The organism is Streptomyces sp. NPDC039462 (assembly GCF_055639375.1).
Genome location: NZ_JBVKAO010000003.1, coordinates 48,370 through 64,717, shown reverse-complemented (window position 1 = coordinate 64,717; position 16,348 = coordinate 48,370). Strand labels below are relative to the sequence as shown.

At 69.1% G+C, this 16,348-nt stretch carries 16 protein-coding genes and 2 pseudogenes; 9 read left to right on the top strand and 9 right to left on the bottom strand.

All coding sequences use genetic code 11. The annotated features are described in order from the left end of the window. Positions 1-216: 216 nt before the first annotated feature. The 4 genes and pseudogenes from ACZ7LU_RS17425 to ACZ7LU_RS17410 all read right to left on the bottom strand — a co-directional run. Positions 217-585 carry a hypothetical protein gene (locus ACZ7LU_RS17425; protein WP_468090503.1) on the bottom strand — a complete coding sequence of 123 codons (369 nt, stop codon included), beginning with the start codon at positions 583-585 and terminating at the stop codon, positions 217-219. Positions 586-1,508: 923 nt separating this feature from the next. Further along, a complete protein-coding gene (locus tag ACZ7LU_RS17420; protein WP_471917117.1) occupies positions 1,509-3,404 on the bottom strand; it encodes a YncE family protein in 1,896 nt (631 codons plus the stop codon). Positions 3,405-3,409: 5 nt separating this feature from the next. Next, on the bottom strand, positions 3,410-3,871 hold the full coding sequence (locus ACZ7LU_RS17415) for a hypothetical protein (RefSeq protein ID WP_471146647.1): 462 nt from the start codon (positions 3,869-3,871) through the stop codon (positions 3,410-3,412). Between the two features lie 219 nt (positions 3,872-4,090). Then, positions 4,091-4,561: pseudogene (locus ACZ7LU_RS17410) on the bottom strand (fasciclin domain-containing protein); the annotation flags it as partial. Between the two features lie 72 nt (positions 4,562-4,633). Here ACZ7LU_RS17410 and ACZ7LU_RS17405 point away from each other — a divergent pair. Next, positions 4,634-4,855 (top strand): hypothetical protein, encoded by a 222-nt coding sequence (locus tag ACZ7LU_RS17405; RefSeq protein ID WP_471917116.1) that lies wholly within the window; start codon positions 4,634-4,636, stop codon positions 4,853-4,855. Positions 4,856-5,346: 491 nt separating this feature from the next. Here ACZ7LU_RS17405 and ACZ7LU_RS17400 read toward each other — a convergent pair whose 3' ends face one another. Then, positions 5,347-6,219, bottom strand: coding sequence for an undecaprenyl-diphosphate phosphatase (locus tag ACZ7LU_RS17400; RefSeq protein ID WP_468090514.1), 873 nt, complete (start codon positions 6,217-6,219; stop codon positions 5,347-5,349). 208 nt (positions 6,220-6,427) lie between these two features. Further along, positions 6,428-6,883, bottom strand: a pseudogene (locus tag ACZ7LU_RS17395) (winged helix-turn-helix transcriptional regulator); the annotation flags it as partial. 125 nt (positions 6,884-7,008) lie between these two features. On the opposite strand from ACZ7LU_RS17395, the gene ACZ7LU_RS17390 reads away from it, so the two are divergent. Then, entirely contained in the window at positions 7,009-8,178 is a 1,170-nt protein-coding gene (locus tag ACZ7LU_RS17390) for a thiolase family protein (protein WP_468090516.1), read from the top strand. 85 nt (positions 8,179-8,263) lie between these two features. On the opposite strand, the gene ACZ7LU_RS17385 is transcribed toward ACZ7LU_RS17390, so the two are convergent. Continuing rightward, the gene (locus ACZ7LU_RS17385; RefSeq protein ID WP_471917115.1) at positions 8,264-8,968 is read right to left on the bottom strand and encodes a TVP38/TMEM64 family protein; all 705 of its coding nucleotides are present in this window, start codon (positions 8,966-8,968) and stop codon (positions 8,264-8,266) included. 49 nt (positions 8,969-9,017) lie between these two features. On the opposite strand from ACZ7LU_RS17385, the gene ACZ7LU_RS17380 reads away from it, so the two are divergent. The 4 genes from ACZ7LU_RS17380 (at position 9,018) to ACZ7LU_RS17365 (ending at position 11,680) form a co-directional block, all read left to right on the top strand. Further along, positions 9,018-9,728 carry a DNA alkylation repair protein gene (locus ACZ7LU_RS17380; protein WP_471917114.1) on the top strand — a complete coding sequence of 237 codons (711 nt, stop codon included), beginning with the start codon at positions 9,018-9,020 and terminating at the stop codon, positions 9,726-9,728. 88 nt (positions 9,729-9,816) lie between these two features. After that, positions 9,817-9,951 carry a hypothetical protein gene (locus ACZ7LU_RS17375; RefSeq protein ID WP_398311982.1) on the top strand — a complete coding sequence of 45 codons (135 nt, stop codon included), beginning with the start codon at positions 9,817-9,819 and terminating at the stop codon, positions 9,949-9,951. Positions 9,952-10,078: 127 nt separating this feature from the next. Continuing rightward, complete coding sequence (gene tuf / locus ACZ7LU_RS17370; protein WP_398311985.1) at positions 10,079-11,248, top strand: elongation factor Tu; 1,170 nt, start codon at positions 10,079-10,081, stop codon at positions 11,246-11,248. Between the two features lie 201 nt (positions 11,249-11,449). Next, positions 11,450-11,680, top strand: coding sequence for a chaplin (locus ACZ7LU_RS17365; protein WP_468090524.1), 231 nt, complete (start codon positions 11,450-11,452; stop codon positions 11,678-11,680). Between the two features lie 127 nt (positions 11,681-11,807). Here the strand turns inward: ACZ7LU_RS17365 and ACZ7LU_RS17360 are convergent, their stop codons facing one another. Continuing rightward, a complete protein-coding gene (locus ACZ7LU_RS17360; RefSeq protein WP_471917113.1) occupies positions 11,808-12,476 on the bottom strand; it encodes a DUF4352 domain-containing protein in 669 nt (222 codons plus the stop codon). A 256-nt stretch (positions 12,477-12,732) separates the two neighbouring features. On the opposite strand from ACZ7LU_RS17360, the gene ACZ7LU_RS17355 reads away from it, so the two are divergent. The 3 genes from ACZ7LU_RS17355 to lnt all read left to right on the top strand — a co-directional run bounded on the left by ACZ7LU_RS17355 (position 12,733) and on the right by lnt (position 15,467). Next, entirely contained in the window at positions 12,733-12,912 is a 180-nt protein-coding gene (locus tag ACZ7LU_RS17355; RefSeq protein WP_362995277.1) for a hypothetical protein, read from the top strand. 121 nt (positions 12,913-13,033) lie between these two features. Next, positions 13,034-13,555 carry a nuclear transport factor 2 family protein gene (locus tag ACZ7LU_RS17350; RefSeq protein WP_398311997.1) on the top strand — a complete coding sequence of 174 codons (522 nt, stop codon included), beginning with the start codon at positions 13,034-13,036 and terminating at the stop codon, positions 13,553-13,555. Between the two features lie 127 nt (positions 13,556-13,682). Next, entirely contained in the window at positions 13,683-15,467 is a 1,785-nt protein-coding gene (gene lnt / locus ACZ7LU_RS17345) for an apolipoprotein N-acyltransferase (RefSeq protein WP_471917112.1), read from the top strand. Here lnt and ACZ7LU_RS17340 read toward each other — a convergent pair. After that, positions 15,388-16,296, bottom strand: coding sequence for a Gfo/Idh/MocA family protein (locus tag ACZ7LU_RS17340; protein ID WP_471917111.1), 909 nt, complete (start codon positions 16,294-16,296; stop codon positions 15,388-15,390). The two genes, lnt and ACZ7LU_RS17340, sit on opposite strands and share 80 nt — an antisense overlap. Between the last annotated feature and the right edge of the window lie 52 nt (positions 16,297-16,348).

The window sequence follows — 16,348 nt, the reverse complement described above, 5'->3', positions numbered from 1 at the left end:
GCGGGTGCGCGCGAGGACCCGTTCCAGGAAGCGCAGCGCGGCGAGCTCGTTAAGCGGAAGCGGATTCTATGACGCTGGCCTGTGGCAATCCCCTCGGATCATCCGGCCGGAGCCCCGCCAGTACCAGCCGTGCGGGGCGCGGTCGGGGCACGGCCCCGACTCCACCGTTCAGAGCCGGGGCCACAGAGCACTCACACAGCTGCCGCTATCGAACGGTCAGCAGGCGTCGACGTACCAGATCGGAGCCCAGTTTCCCGACGCATCCTTGGAGGGGGCGCCCGGGGTCGCGTAGACCAACTCCTTGTGCTTGCCGAGCAGCCAGGCCGAGGTGCCCGGGGTCTGGTTGTTGTACCAGGAGCCGCCGCTGTTCAGGCCGTCAGGGATTTCCTGGGTGTAGCAGTCCTTGAACCGGAACGCCAGGTCCTTGAAATTCGCCTTCTTGTACCCGCAGAAGTAGCCCTTGGGACAGTCGGCCGGAGCGGCCGCCACCGTTGCCGACGGCGCGCTTGCCCCGGCAGTGGGCGCCGCGAGCGCCGAACCGGCCAGTGCGACCGCGGCTATTCCGATTGCGAAACTCTTCCTCATGAAGCCCCTCCGTAGTTGTCGCATCCATATCCGCTGGTCAAGCGGACAAAGGAGACCCTAGGCGTGCCGCTGACGCTGGGACGTCCAACTACGGGAGTGCTTCTGTGTCAACTTCTGCGGTAAGGCGGTAAGGGGGTAAACCAGAGCAGTACATGACGCTGAGTCGCCGTAGGGGCCGCCGATGCCATCCGCGGAGGCAGGTGGCTACCCACGCGCACTTCCCCGCCGTTCGCCAGGACCTCTGCCACGTACTCTCGTGTCCCTGGGTGGCCGAGCGCGCTGGCGGCGTCCAGCGACCGCACCTGTACGCCGCGAGTCGATACGGTGCGGGCCCGCTCGGCGCCGAGGCGTTGCACCGAGGGGTCGCGGTCCGGTCTCTGCTTCACCCAAGGCCTGTCCGATATGCCCGTTCATGAGGCTCGTCGAGGGCAGGAATTCGGACCCCGGCCCCCCGTACATGCGGTTCGGGTCGAAGTGGGTGGCGAGGGACTCCAGTGCCTGAATCCGTGCCATCCGGCCGATGGCACGGGACATTACTGTGCGCTCCGCGGCGAGCAATCGCTGTGCGGCTGTGCGCGGGTCGAGAGCGATATGCCCGCCACCCTCGCACGGATTGCGGTCGAACAGGCCCAGTGCTGTAAGGCGCGTCAATCTCGTTTCGTCGGCTGGTTCTCCTGCCGCGACGGCTCTGTACGCCTCGATATCCAGGTCAGAGAGCGGAAGCTCTGCCTCTTCTCCTGCAGCACCAATTTGCACCCCTTTCTGGAACTCCCAGCGCATCCAAGGGCACCCCCGTCACTCACGTGCGGGCGTACAACAACCCACAAGCGGAAGCGAAGGCGCCGGAAGGGGAGGCGGGGCGAGGCCCGCCTCCCCTTCCGTGGAGCAACCGCTCGGGTCGTGCGACGTGATGAGCCTCGGGCCTATGCCGAGGCGTCGGGCAGCACGTCGGGGAGCCGCCAGAGCTTGCCCTCCCGAGTGGTGGCGTAGATCAGGGCGTTGTCCCGGTCGAGGGCGATGCCGCAGACCGAGCCGATGCCCTCGGCGGCCACGCGCTGGCGGCCCTTGGCCTCGCCGTCGGCGATGACGACCTCGCGCAGCTTGCCGCCGCCCGGGTTGGAGACGTACGCGTTGGCCGTGCCGTCCGGGGCCACGCGGACACTGCTCCCGAGGCTGGAGGCCACGGAGCGCGGGGTGGCGTCCTTCGCCGCCAGGTCGATCTCGTAAAGCCCGCCCAGCTCGTACTGGCCGACGTACGCCTTGCCCGCGTGCAGCGCCACTCCGGCGGCCCTCGGCACGGCCCAGGTGCGCTGCTGCTCCGCCGGCTGGCTGTGCAGGCCGTACTCGATCAGCTTGCCGCTCTCGACGTCGGTGACGTAGGCCTTGTTGTTCGGCAGGTCCAGCGCGACGCCGTACGCGTACATGCCTTCGGCGACCTTGACGGGTGGGGCGGAGGGGTCGGCGAGGCTCACCGTGATCAGGCGCTTGCCGCTGTAGTCGGTGACATAGGCCTTATTGCCCGGCAGGTCGAGCGCCACGTCGTTGACCTGGCCCAGACCGCCCGCGACCAACTCCGGTGTGCCGCCCGCGAGATCCACCTTGTGCAGCTTGCCGCCGTTGTACCGCTCGGTGACGTACGCCTTCTGGTTCGGGAGGTCCAGGGCGAGGCCGTCGGCCGTCCCCATGCCGGTGGCCAGCTCGACGGGAGGCTTCTTGGGGATCTCCCGCACTTCGCCCTTCTTGTGGAGAGGGTGGCGCTCCATGTCGAATTCGAGCTTTTCCAGCTCGAAGATCTCGTGCACCCCGGCGAGCGTGGAGACGACCTCGGCCTCCCCCTTCTGGGAGAACGGCTTTCCTTCGTCGGTCAGGTCGAAGGAATCCGACCCGCCGGTCTCACCGAGTTTCCAGGCGATCACCTTGGAGTATTGCGGTTCGGCGGCCTGCGGACCTTTCGGCCGGGTCTCCCTCACCTCCACCGGCTCGGGGTAGCAGAGGGCGACCCATCCGCCGAAGGAGATAGGGAATTCGTAGTCAAACCTCCGCACCTGGCGCCGCTGCGTGGCCAAGACGTCGACCCGGCTGCTGATTTTGCCACCCAGTGTGGACGAGGTCTTGAACCCGGTGGTCACCGAACCACTGACGGAGGCGGTGATCCCGAGCATCAATTGTTCGGACAGTTCGCCGGTCCCGGTGGCGGTACTCGTGCCCGTCGTCGTGCTCGTCGACTGGGACTGAGACTCCGTGTCGACGCCCTGATTGTCCTTGCTGTTCTTCAGGGTGGTCTTCTGGGATTGGTTCAGAGCCATGCTCTTCTGTAGCTGTTGCTGCAAAGAAGCGGTGGTCTTCGCCCCGAAGGTGAGCTGTACCTGCCCCTGAAGAGACCAGCTGATCGTGTTCGAGACCGAGAATTCGACCGTGTGCGACCAGTTGGTCTCGACGGGGTCGGTCCGGTTGACGAACGTCTGCTTGGAGATCACGTCGGGAGGGGGTTGCGTGATGTCGCCCCGCTCATCGATGAGGGGAACACCCACCGTCATATAGGCCTGCCAGCCGCGCTGGTGCGCGGTGGCCTCCGTAGCGGGGAAATCACCGAATCGCCCCTTGTTCAGGGAGAACCCGGTGGGGAAGATCTCCCGGTCGGTCCCGTCCGGCGCCTTCCGCTCGGCCTTCCTCTTCAGCTTGGCCTTGTCCCGCTCCAGGATGGCGGGGGCCTTCTCGGCGATTTCCAGTTCCTTCAGATTCCGCCCGGTCAGCGGGTGGCGAATGGACCGCTCACCGAGGTAGGTGGTGCTTACGTTGTTCTTGGCGGGGCCGCCCATATTCCTCAGCCTTCCCTCGGGATGTCGCTGGCCGAGGCGCGGTTGTCTTTCCTCGACTGGTCCAGCTGTTTGTCGCTGATCTGCGGGCGGTCCTTTTCGCTGATCTTCGGCTGGTCCTCTTCCTTGATCACCACCCCCGCCTTCTTGAATGCCTCGTCCTTGGTCGCAGAGGCCATGGTGGTCGTCGATTCGGCGCTTTCGCTGGCCGCCTGCTGCTTGGTTGCCGCCGTCTGGGTGTTCTTGAAGAGCGGGGCGATGAAATTGCCCATGATGTCGAGCGCTTCGGGCGAGGTCTCGCGCACGAGCTTCGGGTCGCGCCGGACCTCGGGAATACCGTCGTAGAGCTCCGGGTCGACCCCTTCCCTTTCGGGCCAGGCGCCAGGAATGTTCTCCCGGGCCTTTCGGGCGGCTTCCTCGGCGGATTTGGCTTCGCTTCCGCCGCTGTCAAAGATGTTCTTGAAGGTCATGGGCGGCTGCCTACCCTTCCCCTGAGAGGTCCATACGACTGATCTGCCATGGGCCGCGGAGAGGGGTCAATTCAGGACATCGAACTGTTGATTGAATGGGGCACGAATGCGCGCAGTCTTTTCCGCGCATGGGCCCCGCGGAATTGTCGTATCAGGCCATCTTCGCGGCGCGCCGGCGAGCGTGCCGATGTGGTGATCACGCGGCGTTCAGGACTCGTCCGAACCGTCGGTGGTGAGCTTGCTGCCCTCAAGGGTCTTGAAGGAACCCATGGACAGCTGGCTCGGTGCGATCTTCTCGCCGACCACGTGATACGTGAGGATGTTGGTGAGCTGGTCCTTGTCGGCGAAGACCTTGTCCAGGTCAGCCTTCGGGTTCTTCTTGAAGGCGTCATTGGACGGGGCGAAGACGGTGACGTCCTTGGCGTTGTTGAGCGTGTCGACCAGACCTGCCTTCTTGGCAGCGGTCATCAGCGTGGAGAGTTCCTGAGTGTTGGACGCAGCCGTGACCACCGGGGCCTGGGCCATGCCGTCGAGGCTGCCTGCCCCTTCTTCGGGCATCGACGAACAGGCGCTTCCGTAGGTCTCGTGGTCGTCCGCGTGGGCGGCCGGCGCGAGGAGCCCAAGGGACACGGGCAGTGCTATCGCCGCGGCTGTGACCGCGGCAGTGCGGATCATGCTCCGAGTGGTCATGGTCAGTTCCTCCTCTGGATGAGGCGGATTCTCGAAAGAATTGCTGACGACGGCAGGTTCTATGATCAGCCCATGATTGATACCCGGGAGCATTGGACCGTGCGCCATTTCTCGCAGGCCAATCCCGCTGGCTCGGGCTGCGATAGCGTTCCGGCCCTCTTGCGACGGCTGGCCGACTCCATCGACGCGTTGGGTCCTGTGGGGATTCAAGACGTGGTGATCTCGTCAGAGGCGACCGAGCACGGCCCTTGGTGGTCGGGGACCGTCTACTACCACCTGCCGGGAGACGAATGAGGGCCGCTCCTGGCACTCACGAGCGGGGCCAGATCAGGTCCGGTCACCGGGTGTTGGCCAAAGATACGGCGATGGCTGTGATGTTCCCGAGTACTCCGGATGCTGCTGCGATGATCGTCCAGACGTCTTCCATGTTGCCCCCCGGCTTGGCGTTTTGGAGGGCTTACCAGCACGCGAGTTAGGGGATTCCTCTCGCTGAGCGGCTGCCCCTGCAGCCGGTGGTGAGCCGTTGGCTGACGCCAGCTAGCCCCTTCCCCCCGTCACCACCGCCCGTTCTGACCGGGGGCGTCGCGCTGTCTAACTGTCGTCTGCACGGAAGGGCCCGCACGGCTGTGCGGGCCCTTTCGCGTCATCCCCTACTTTGCGGACGCACACGTCCTAGTGGGGCTCATCCCGGCTCCCCAGTGGGAGACGAGTGGGAGATGATCATGGCGTGGTGCTGCAATCAGGCGCTAGGAAATGCCAGTTAGCGCTCCCTGTGCGGCCCGGTTTCACCCCGCCGATTCCCCCGCGTGCGGACTCAGCACACCCATGCTGACCAGCACGACCAGCACGATGCCGAGCACGATCCGGTAGTACACGAACGGCATGAAGCTCTTTGTGGTGATGAACTTCATGAACCAGGCGATCACCGCGTAGCCGACCACGAAGGCGATGATCGTGGCGAAGATCGTCGGGCCCCAGGAGACGTGACCCTCCCCCGCGTCCTTCAGTTCGAAGGCGCCGGAGGCGAGGACGGCGGGGATGGCGAGGAGGAAGGAGTAGCGGGCCGCCGCCTCGCGGGTGTAGCCCATGAGGAGGCCGCCACTGATGGTGGCGCCCGAGCGCGAGACACCGGGAATCAGGGCCATCGCCTGGCAGACGCCGAAGATGAGGCCGTCCTTGACGCCGAGTTCCTTGAGGCTCTTGCGCTCGCGTACGGCACGGTGCTTGCCGCCCGTCTCGTCGCGGGCCGCCAGGCGGTCGGCGATGCCGAGGACGATGCCCATCACGATCAGCGTGGTGGCGATCAGCCGCAGATCGCGGAACGGGCCCTCGATCTGGTCCTTGAACGTCACGCCGAGGACACCGATCGGGATCGAGCCGACGATGACCAGCCAGCCCATCTGGGCGTCGTGGTCCGAGCGCGGCACCTTGCCGAAGAGCGAGCCGAACCACGCCGACACGATCCGCGCGATGTCCTTGCGGAAGTAGATCAGCACGGCGGTCTCGGTGCCGATCTGCGTGATCGCCGTGAACGCGGCGCCGGGGTCGTGCCAGCCGGCGAACGCCGCGGTCAGCCGCAGATGCGCGCTGGAGGAGATCGGGAGGAACTCGGTCAGTCCCTGGACGAGCCCGAGGATGAAGGATTCAAGCCAAGACATGAAAACTGCGCCGTCCAAGTACTGATCATCAGGCCGCGGATGCGGTCGAAGCGGTCATAGCGGGGCGTAGCTGAAAGTGTGAGGGGTGATCACGTCCCTCGTTGGGGGGCAGCGTAGCGGTCCTGGGTTACGGGACGGTGGGAGGGCCGACCGGGGCCTGTGTGTTTGGGCCGACCGCCGGGCCAACCGTCGGGTCGGCCGTCGGGCCCGCCGTCGGACCTGCCGTCGTCCACCCCGGAGCCTGCGGATGCGCCGTGAGGTCCTCGTGGCGGGCCGGCTCGCCGCAGGCCGAGCACGTCACCACCGGGACCAGTTCGTGGCCGCAGGAGTGTTCGAGGACCATCGGGCGATCGCGGTCCCCGCGCAGGTGGCGGTCGCCCCAGGCCATCAGGGTCATCAGGACGGGCTCCAGTTCGAGGCCGGCGGCCGTCGGCCGGTAGAGGAAGCGCTGCGGGCGTTCGCTGTACGTCACCTTCTCCAGGACGCCCGCTTCGACGAGGCGGCGCAGGCGTGTCGCGAGGACGTCGCGGGGCGCGCCGATGTTGCGTACCAGCTGGTCGAAGCGCTCGTTGCCGAGGCACACCTCGCGGAGCACCAGCAGGGAGTACTTCTCGCCGACGAGGGCGAGGGCGTCGGCGATGGAGCAGGGGCGCGGATCCTTCATGCGGGCAGTCTAGGGGGCGGGAAGGAGAGGGTTTGTTTTTCCAACTGACCGGACTATGGTGAGTTTGAATTTCCTACTCACCGGTATCCGCCGGTGGTTCACCGGCAGTCGAAAGAGGCCCGGACATGCGTGACGCCGTCATCGTCGAAGCCGTACGCACTCCCGTCGGCAAGGGCAAGCCCCAGGGCGCCCTCGCCGCCGTCCACCCCGTCGAGCTCCTCGCCCACACCCTGCGCACCCTCGTCGAACGCACCGGAATCGACCCGGCCCTCGTCGACGACGTGATCGGCGGCACCGTCGACCAGGTCGCCGAGCAGGCCATGAACACGACCCGCTACGCCGTTCTGTCGGCAGGCTTCCCCGAGTCCGTGCCCGCGACCACCGTCGACCGGCAGTGCGGCTCCTCCCAGCAGGCCGTGCACTTCGCGGCGCAGGGCGTCATCTCGGGCGCGTACGACATGGCCGTCGCCTGCGGTGTGGAGTCGATGAGCCGCGTGCCCATGTGGTCGAACGTGCCCGAGGGAGCCGATCCGTTCGGGCCCGGCGTCGCCGAGCGCTACCCGGAAGGTCTCGTCCCGCAGGGCATCAGCGCCGAACTCATCGCCGCGAAGTGGTCCATCGGGCGCGCGCGGATGGACGAGTTCGCGACGACCTCGCACCAGCGGGCCGCGCGCGCCTGGGACAGCGGTCTGTTCGACGCCGAGACCGCGCCGATCGCGGGCCTCACGCGCGACGAGTCCGTACGCCCCACCACCACCCCCGAGGTCCTCGCCGGCCTCAAGCCCGCCTACTACGACCCGCACTTCGGCGAGCGCTTCCCGCAGATCGACTGGTCCGTCACGGCGGGCAACGCAAGCCCCGTCAACGACGGGGCCTCCGCCGTCCTCATCACCACCAGCGAGAACGCCGCCCGGCTCGGCCTGCGCCCGCTCGCCAGGCTGCACAGCTTCGCCGTCACCGGCTCCGACCCGCTCCTGATGCTCACCGGCATCCTGCCCGCCACCGAGAAGGTGCTGCGCAGGGCCTCGCTGACCCTCGACGACATCGACCTCTTCGAGGTCAACGAGGCCTTCGCGAGTGTCGTCCTCGCCTGGCTGCAGGAGACCGGCGCCGACCCCGAGAAGGTCAACGTGCACGGCGGCGCCATCGCCCTCGGCCACCCGCTCGGGGCCAGCGGCACCCGGCTGATGACCACGCTCGTCCACGCGATGCGCGCACGCGGCGCGCGGTACGCCCTGCAGACGATGTGCGAGGCGGGCGGACTCGCCAACGCGACCGTCCTGGAAGCGCTGTAAGGAGCCCCGCCCGGCTCGCTCCGGATCTCCGGGGCTCTCAGCGGTCGCGGGACGGGGCTCTCACCGGTCGAGGAACCGGGGGCTCTCAGCGGTCGCGGAAGTGGTGGCGCTTGAACCACGCCACCGCCGCGCCGCCCAGACCCGTCACCGCGATGAACCCCATCGCGATCAGGAAGACGGGAGACGTCGGCGTCGAGGCGCGGGCGCCCGCGATGACGTAGGCCGCCGTGTTGGGGATCGACCCCAGGCCCGTGGCGATCAGGAACGGCAGCCAGCCCATGCGGGACACCGCGGCGCAGTAGTTGGCCGCGGCGAACGGCACGCCGGGGAACAGTCGCACGGCCAGCATCGACCGGAACCCGTGCCGGCTGAGCTGGCCGTCGACCGCCTGCAGCCAGCGGCCGCGCAGCAGCGGCCGCAGCGCGTCCTGGCCCAGCATCCGGCCGAGCCCGAAGGCGATCCCGGCGCCGAAGACCGTGCCGGCGATCGCCGCGCCGAGCCCCGCCTGTGAGCCGAAGAGCGCGCCCGCCGCCAGATTGAGCAGCGGCCGCGGCACGAACGCGGCGGTGCACGCCCCGTACGCCACGGCGAACAGGGCCACCGCCGTGGCGCCGCCCAATTGCGCGGGCCACCCGTCGGAGAGGAGCCGCTGCGGCTCGAAGACGAGCACGCACGTGGCCGCCGCGGCCAGCAGCGCCACCAGCAGGGACAGCCGCGACCACGGCGAGAGCAGCACTCTGGCACAGCGCACGGCGAGGCCCTGCGGGCGGGCGGTGATGGTCTCGGACATCCCGGAAGAGTAACCGGCACATGTGTCTGATCGCCGTATGGTGCGTCTCATGAGCGTCACAGTTCCGGGAACGGCTCCGCGAAGCGAGCTGGCCGACACGGTCCTCGAACGGCTCGTCACGACCTACCGGGCAGCGGCCGATCCGGAGCGGGCCGCGCAGATGAGGGCGTACATGAAGGACATCGCCCCCTTCCTCGGGCTTGCCTCACCGGTGCGCCGCGACCTGTCCCGCGCCGTCCTCGCCGGCACCCCGCGCCCCGACGAGACCGACTGCACGGCGATCGCGCTGCGCTGCTGGGAGCTGCCAGAGCGCGAGTACGCCTACTTCGCCGTCGACTATCTCCGCCGCCACGTGCGGCGCTGCTCCTCCGACTTCCTGCCCGTCGCCCGGCACCTCGTCACGACGCGCTCCTGGTGGGACACGGTCGACCTGCTCGCCGCGCACGTCGTCGGCGGGCTCGTCGCGGCCGACCCGGGGCTGCGGACCGCCATGGACGAGTGGATCGAGGACGAGAACCTGTGGGTGGCCCGCACCGCCCTTCTCCACCAGCTCCGGTACAAGTCGGCCACCGACACGGAGCGCCTCTTCGCCTACTGCGTACGCCAGTCCGGGCATCCCGACTTCTTCGTCCGCAAGGCCATCGGCTGGTGCCTCCGGGAGTACGCCAAGACCGACCCGGAGGCCGTACGCGCCTTCGTCGAGCGGGAACGGTGGAGGCTGGCGCCGCTGTCGGTGCGGGAGGCCCTGAAAAACCTCTGACTGCCGCAACTCGTCTCCCCGGGCGTGCCGTTCACGTTCCCGCGAAAACCATTCGACGTGCGCGTCTCCTTCGGTGAGGATCAGTCACATGTTCCGGTACGCCTTCCTCGCAGCCACGCCCGCAGTCGCGGGCGCTGCGAAGGCTGCCGTCCTCACACACGCCGTCTTCGAGGCATTCGCCGCCTTCGACGCACCCGCCGCCTTCGACGGCGCCCGAAGCTGACCCTCCCCGGACATTCCGGCGGACCCCACAGGGGGAGGGTCGGTCCGGCCCCCGGGGGTCCCCGTCCCGACCGCGCGCACGCCGCGGTACCGGGACAACAGCTTCGAGTTCCCGAGAAGGAACCACCATGTCCAAGACCGCCTACGTCCGCACGAAGCCGCACCTGAACATCGGCACCATGGGCCACGTCGACCACGGCAAGACCACGCTGACCGCCGCCATCACCAAGGTCCTCAGCGAGCGCGGCACCGGCACGTTCGTCCCCTTCGACCGCATCGACCGCGCGCCCGAGGAGGCGCAGCGCGGCATCACCATCAACATCGCGCACGTCGAGTACGAGACCGACACCAGGCACTACGCGCACGTGGACATGCCGGGCCACGCGGACTACATCAAGAACATGGTCACCGGCGCGGCGCAGCTGGACGGGGCGATCCTCGTCGTGTCGGCGCTCGACGGGATCATGCCGCAGACCGCCGAGCACGTGCTGCTCGCCCGGCAGGTCGGCGTCGACCACATCGTCGTCGCCCTCAACAAGGCCGACGCCGGGGACGAGGAGCTCACCGACCTCGTGGAGCTCGAGGTCCGCGACCTGCTCTCCGCGCACGGATACGGAGGGGACTCGGTCCCCGTCGTACGGGTCTCGGGGCTCAGGGCGCTGGAGGGCGACCCGCGGTGGACGTCCTCGATCGAGGCGCTGCTGGACGCCGTGGACACGTATGTGCCGATGCCCGAGCGCTATCTCGACGCGCCGTTCCTGCTGTCCGTCGAGAACGTGCTGACCATCACCGGGCGCGGCACCGTCGTCACCGGCGCCGTGGAGCGCGGCACCGTCCGCCTCGGGGACCGCGTGGAGGTCCTCGGCGCGGACACGGAGACGGTCGTCACCGGCCTGGAGACCTTCGGCAAGCCGATGGAGGAGGCGCAGGCCGGTGACAACGTGGCGCTGCTCCTGCGCGGTCTGCCACGTGACGCCGTACGACGCGGCCATGTGGTCGCGGCGCCCGGCAGCGTCACGCCCCGGCGCCGTTTCACCGCGCAGGTGTACGTCCTGTCGGCGCGCGAGGGCGGGCGTACGACGCCGATCGCCACCGGGTACCGGCCGCAGTTCTACATCCGCACCGCGGACGTGGTCGGCGACGTCGACCTCGGCGAGGCCGCCGTGGCCCGCCCCGGCGACACGGTCACGATGACGGTCGAGCTCGGCCGCGACGTACCGCTGGAGACCGGCCTCGGCTTCGCGATCCGCGAGGGCGGCCGCACGGTCGGCGCGGGGACGGTCACCGGAGTCGCGTGAGCGGAGCCGCCCTGCGCGGCTCAGAGCTACTCAGAGCCGCACAGGGCGGCTCAGTGCGGCTCATCGGCTGAATCAGCGTGTCCGGGCGTGTCCATGAGTGGGATGCGGCGTTGATCTCGCGGGTGCCACACAGAGTGCTGCTCCGGCCGCGCGACACGGCCAGGCGCCCGCAAGCTGAACGAATCATCAAGGAGAACCACCATGAAGAAGACGATGAGTGTGGTGCTGGGCACCGGCGCCCTCGTGATGGGCGCCGCCGGTATGGCGACCGCCGACGCCGGCGCCCAGGGCGCTGCCACCAGCTCCCCCGGCGTCATCTCCGGCAATGCCATCCAGGTCCCCGTGCACATCCCGGTCAACGCGTGCGGAAACACCGTCGACATCATCGGGCTGCTCAACCCGACCTTCGGCAACAAGTGCGTCAACGACTGACCCGACGCACCTGACCGCGGTGCCCCTGGCGGCACCGCGGCTCCGCCCGAGCGCGTCACCGCCCTTCCCTATCGGTGACGCGCTCGCTCGCGTCGAGCGGCGCCGGGAGTTCGTTGCTGAGGGGCTGCTACTTCACGTCTCCCGTAAAAATCGCCGTCTCCGTCTCCATGTCCGGCGACACCTCGATCTGGATCGTGTCCTCCGTCTTCGGCAGCTCGCAGGCCCACGTCACCGTGATGGACCGGCCCGCAAGAAGCCGCGTGTCGGGCCCACCGTTCAGGCCGCGCTCCGAATCGAAGACCGATTCACTGGACTCGCCGACCTCGCCGTAAGAGCAGCTGGTGGTGAACCCCGACGTATCGATCGTCGACTTCCCCTCGTTCTTCACCGTCACGGCGAACTTCACGTACGGCGTGTTCTCCGGTGAGCCGTACTCGCTGGACGTGCCCCGGGCGAACTTCGACAGGCTGACCTCGACATCGTTGACGTAGGTCACGGTGTCGCCGAGGCCGGACACTTCCGGTTCGGTGCTCTCCGGCTCGGGCTCCGGCTCCTCGGGCGGCTCCTCCTCACCCGCGACCACGTCGTCGGTCTTCGCGGTGTCCGCGGCACTGGTGCTCACCGGCTTCTTGTCGTCGTCACGGCTGTTGACGACGACGATGCCGGTGGCGACAACGGCCACGATGACGGCCGCTGCCGAGCCGATGATGACGGCGTTGGTGTTGCGCCTCTTGGCCGGTGGGCTCGGCGGGAACGCGGGCGGCTGTGGCGGTGGCGGCGGTGTGGTGTTGCTCATGGGTCCCCCCTGCGGTTGTGCTGTGTCTGCGCATCATCCGGCTTCGTGAGGGAGCCGTGCAGGTGAAGTGTCTGGTTCGTGACATCCGGACGCAAAGAGCTGCGCGACGACCAGGCGCGGGTCACGTCGCGAGGCGGTCGGGCTCACCGCTCCAGGCCGCCTGGCGGGGCCGGATCAAGTGCGGCGGCGATCACGTGGTGCAGGTGTGTGGTAGCTGACAGTTCCGAATGTCGTAGCCATCCCTTAGGCTGACGCCATGCCCTTAACCCCTCCACCCCATGGTTCCGCGCGCTCTTCCGCCGAGTTGAACGAGCGGATCCGTGGCCTGTGGCTGCGCGCCGGAGGCCGGCTCTCCGCCGAACAGCGCCGGGAGTACGAGCAGTTGGTGACGGAGTGGGCCGCCGCGGTCCGGGAGGAGATGGTGAAGGCCGCGTAGGTGCAGCCGTCCGCCCCGCGCGGTCGCGGCGGCGGGCAGGTGTTCGCCCGGACCGGCGTTCCGCCCACATCGATCAGTACGCCCCCTTGGCTCGGCCCCTCCTGTGCCCAACACTGAGCCGATGACGCAGCGCGTGGAACTCGCCGCCGTGATCGACCGGTTGGCCGTCGATGCCCTCATCACCGAGTACGCGGTGACCGTTGACGACGGTGACTGGGACGCCTATCGACAGCTGTTCGCCCCGGGCGGGCGCGCCGACTACCGCTCCGCGGGCGGCATCGAGGGAGGAGCCGACGAGATCGCCACCTGGCTGGCGGAGACGATGCGGATGTTCCCCATGCGCCAGCATTTGATCACCAACCGCAAGCTGGAGTTCGGCACGCTGGACCAGGACGTCGGCGACACCGCCCACGTACAGGCCGACTATGTGAATCCCATGCGGTTCGCCGAGCGCGCCGACTCGGCGCCGCGCCGGGAGCCGTCGACCGCCCCGGACTTCGTCTGCGGCGGCCGTTACGGCTTCGCCCTCCTGCGTACGCCCAGCGGGTGGCGGTTGCGCCAGGTGGTCGTCACGGAGAAGTGGCGCCAGGTGGGGGGCTCGCGTGAGCAGTCGGAGCGACGGGCAGCGGCGTCCGACATGTGACCTGCGCTCAAGATCCGTCCCGGCTTCCTTTCCACCCCCTGGCCCACTGTCCTAGATCGTCTTTGACGCGCACACTGATGGGTACGTGAGTACGACCGGCGTCGGGGGCGGGCGAGGGAGGCACTGCATGGATCAGTTCGGCGACGGCCGGTGGGAGCGGCACAGGCCGCGCGTCGTGCGGATGCTCGCGTCGCGCTGGTGGCGCGGCGGCCTCGCCGTCACGGCCGGGGCGCTGCCCGCACTGGCGTTCCCCGCGCCGTCGCTGTGGTGGTTCGCGTACGTCGCGCTCGTGCCCTGGATGCTGCTGGTCAGGTCGGCCCCGACCGCCCGCCGGGCCGCGCTCGACGGCTGGCTCGGCGGCCTCGGCTTCATGGTCGCCGTGCACCACTGGCTGCTGCCGAGCCTGCACGTCTTCACGGTGGTCATCGCCGCGCTGCTCGGCCTGCTGTGGGCGCCCTGGGGCTGGCTGGTGCGCCGGTTCCTCGGCGGAGTACCGACGTCCGGACGTGCCGCGGCCGCCCTCGTCGTGCTGCCCTCGGGTTGGCTGATGGTCGAACTGGTCCGGTCCTGGGAGGGCTTGGGCGGACCGTGGGGCCTGCTCGGCTCCAGTCAGTGGCAGGTGACGCCCGCGCTGCGGCTCGCCTCGGTGGGCGGGGTGTGGCTGATCAGCGCGTTCGTCGTGGCGCTTAACACGGGGGTCGCGCTCTTGGTCGTTGCCGCGGCGGCCCGTAGGTCGGCTTCAGGTGCATCGGCTCCCGGAGCACCGGTTTCGTATGCGTCGGCTTCGTATGCGTCGGCTTCGTACGCACCGGCTCCCGGTTCGTCCTCGTCGGTGTCCCCCGGCGTCCCCGTCGTCCCCGCCCTCGCCGGCCTCCTCGCCGTCGTCACCGCCACCTGCGCCGCCTGGGCCTGGGCGCCACGGCCCGAGTCCGCCGGGCACGTCCGCGTCGCGGTCGTGCAGCCGGGGATCATAGAAGACGGCATCGCCAGCGCCGACAAGCGGCTGGCCCGCGAGGAGGCGCTGACCCGGACGCTGGTGGGCCGGGACCCGGACCTCGTCGTCTGGGGCGAGAGCAGCGTCGGCTACGACCTGGCCGACCGGCCGGACGTTGCCCGCCGGATCACCGCGCTCTCCCGCGAGGTCGGCGCGGACATCCTGGTGAACGTCGACGCGCGCCGCTCCGACCGCCCCGGCATATTCAAGAGTTCCGTCCTGGTGGGCCCGGACGGGCCGACCGGCGACCGCTACGACAAGATGCGGCTCGTGCCCTTCGGCGAGTACATCCCGGCGCGGTCCCTGCTCGGCTGGGCGACGTCCGTCGGCAAGGCAGCGGGCGAGGACCGCAGGCGCGGGGACCGGCAGGTGGTGATGAACACGGGAGGCGACACCGGCTCCGGCACAGGCACCGGCTCCGGCTCCGGCTCCGGAGGACACAACCTGCGCTTCGGGCCCCTCGTCTGCTTCGAGTCCGCGTTCCCCGACATGAGCCGTCGCCTCACCCGTGACGGCGCACAACTACTGCTCGCCCAGTCCGCCACGTCCTCGTTCCAGTCCAGTTGGGCGCCCGGCCAGCACGCGTCGCTCGCGGCGCTGCGGGCCGCCGAGACCGGCCGCCCCATGGTGCACGCCACGCTCACCGGCGTCTCCGCGGTCCACGCCCCGGACGGATCGCGCGTCGGCAGCCCGCTCGGCACGTCGGCGAGCGCCACGGCGGTGTACGACGTACCGCTGGGCAAGGGCGAGACGGCCTACGTCAAGTGGGGCGACTGGCCCGTGCACGCCGCGCTCCTCGTGCTCGCGGCGCTGGCCGCGGCAGAGGGACTGCGCGCTGTCAGGCGGCGGCCTGCTCCAGAGCGGCACGGACCACGCGCTCGCACAGTTCATGAGTCGCCAGTGCGTCCCGGGCGCTGAGCACCTTGCCCGCGCGCACGGCGTCGAGGAAGGCGAGCACCACCTGTTCGATGCCGCGCTGGCGGGCCACCGGCACCCAGTCGCCGCGCCGCCGCACACTGGGCTGCCCCTTGTGGTCCACGATCTCGGCGAGGTTGATCACCTGCCGCTTGGCGTCCTGCCCGGACACCTCGAGGATCTCCTCCGAGGAGCCGCTGAGCCGGTTCATCATGCCGATCGCGACGAACCCGTCGCCGGCCAGCTGCACCACCACGTGGTGCATGAGCCCGTCCTCGACGCGGGAGCGCACCGTGACGTCGTCGACCGGTCCCGGCGCCAGGAAGCGCAGGGTGTCCACGACGTGGATGAAGTCGTCGAGCACGAGCGTGCGCGGGTCCTCGGGCAGGCCCACGCGGTTCTTCTGCAGCAGGATCACCTCGCGCGGGTGCTCGACGCACTGCGCGTAACCCGGCGCGTAACGGCGGTTGAAGCCGACGGCGAGGCTCACGCCGCGCTCCTCGGCGAGGCGCACGAGGCGTTCGGAGTCGGCGAGTTCGTACGCGATGGGCTTGTCGACGTAGGTCGGCACGCCCGCTTCGACGAGGCGGGTGACGATCTCCGGGTGGACGGCGGTCGGCGCGTGCACGAAGGCGGCGTCGAGATCCTGGGCGAGCAAGGAGTCCAGATCGGTGTGGCGGCGGGATTCCGGGATGTGGTGGACGTCGGCGACCCGGGCGAGGGTCGCGGGCGTACGCGTCTGCAGGTGCAGTTCGACCCCGGGCTGGGTGGTGAGGACCGGCAGATACGCCTTCTGGGCGATGTCGCCGAGTCCGATGCAACCGATCTTCACCACTGTCTCCCTACCGACCACTGTCACTACCGCTGACCTGCTCCACCGCTGA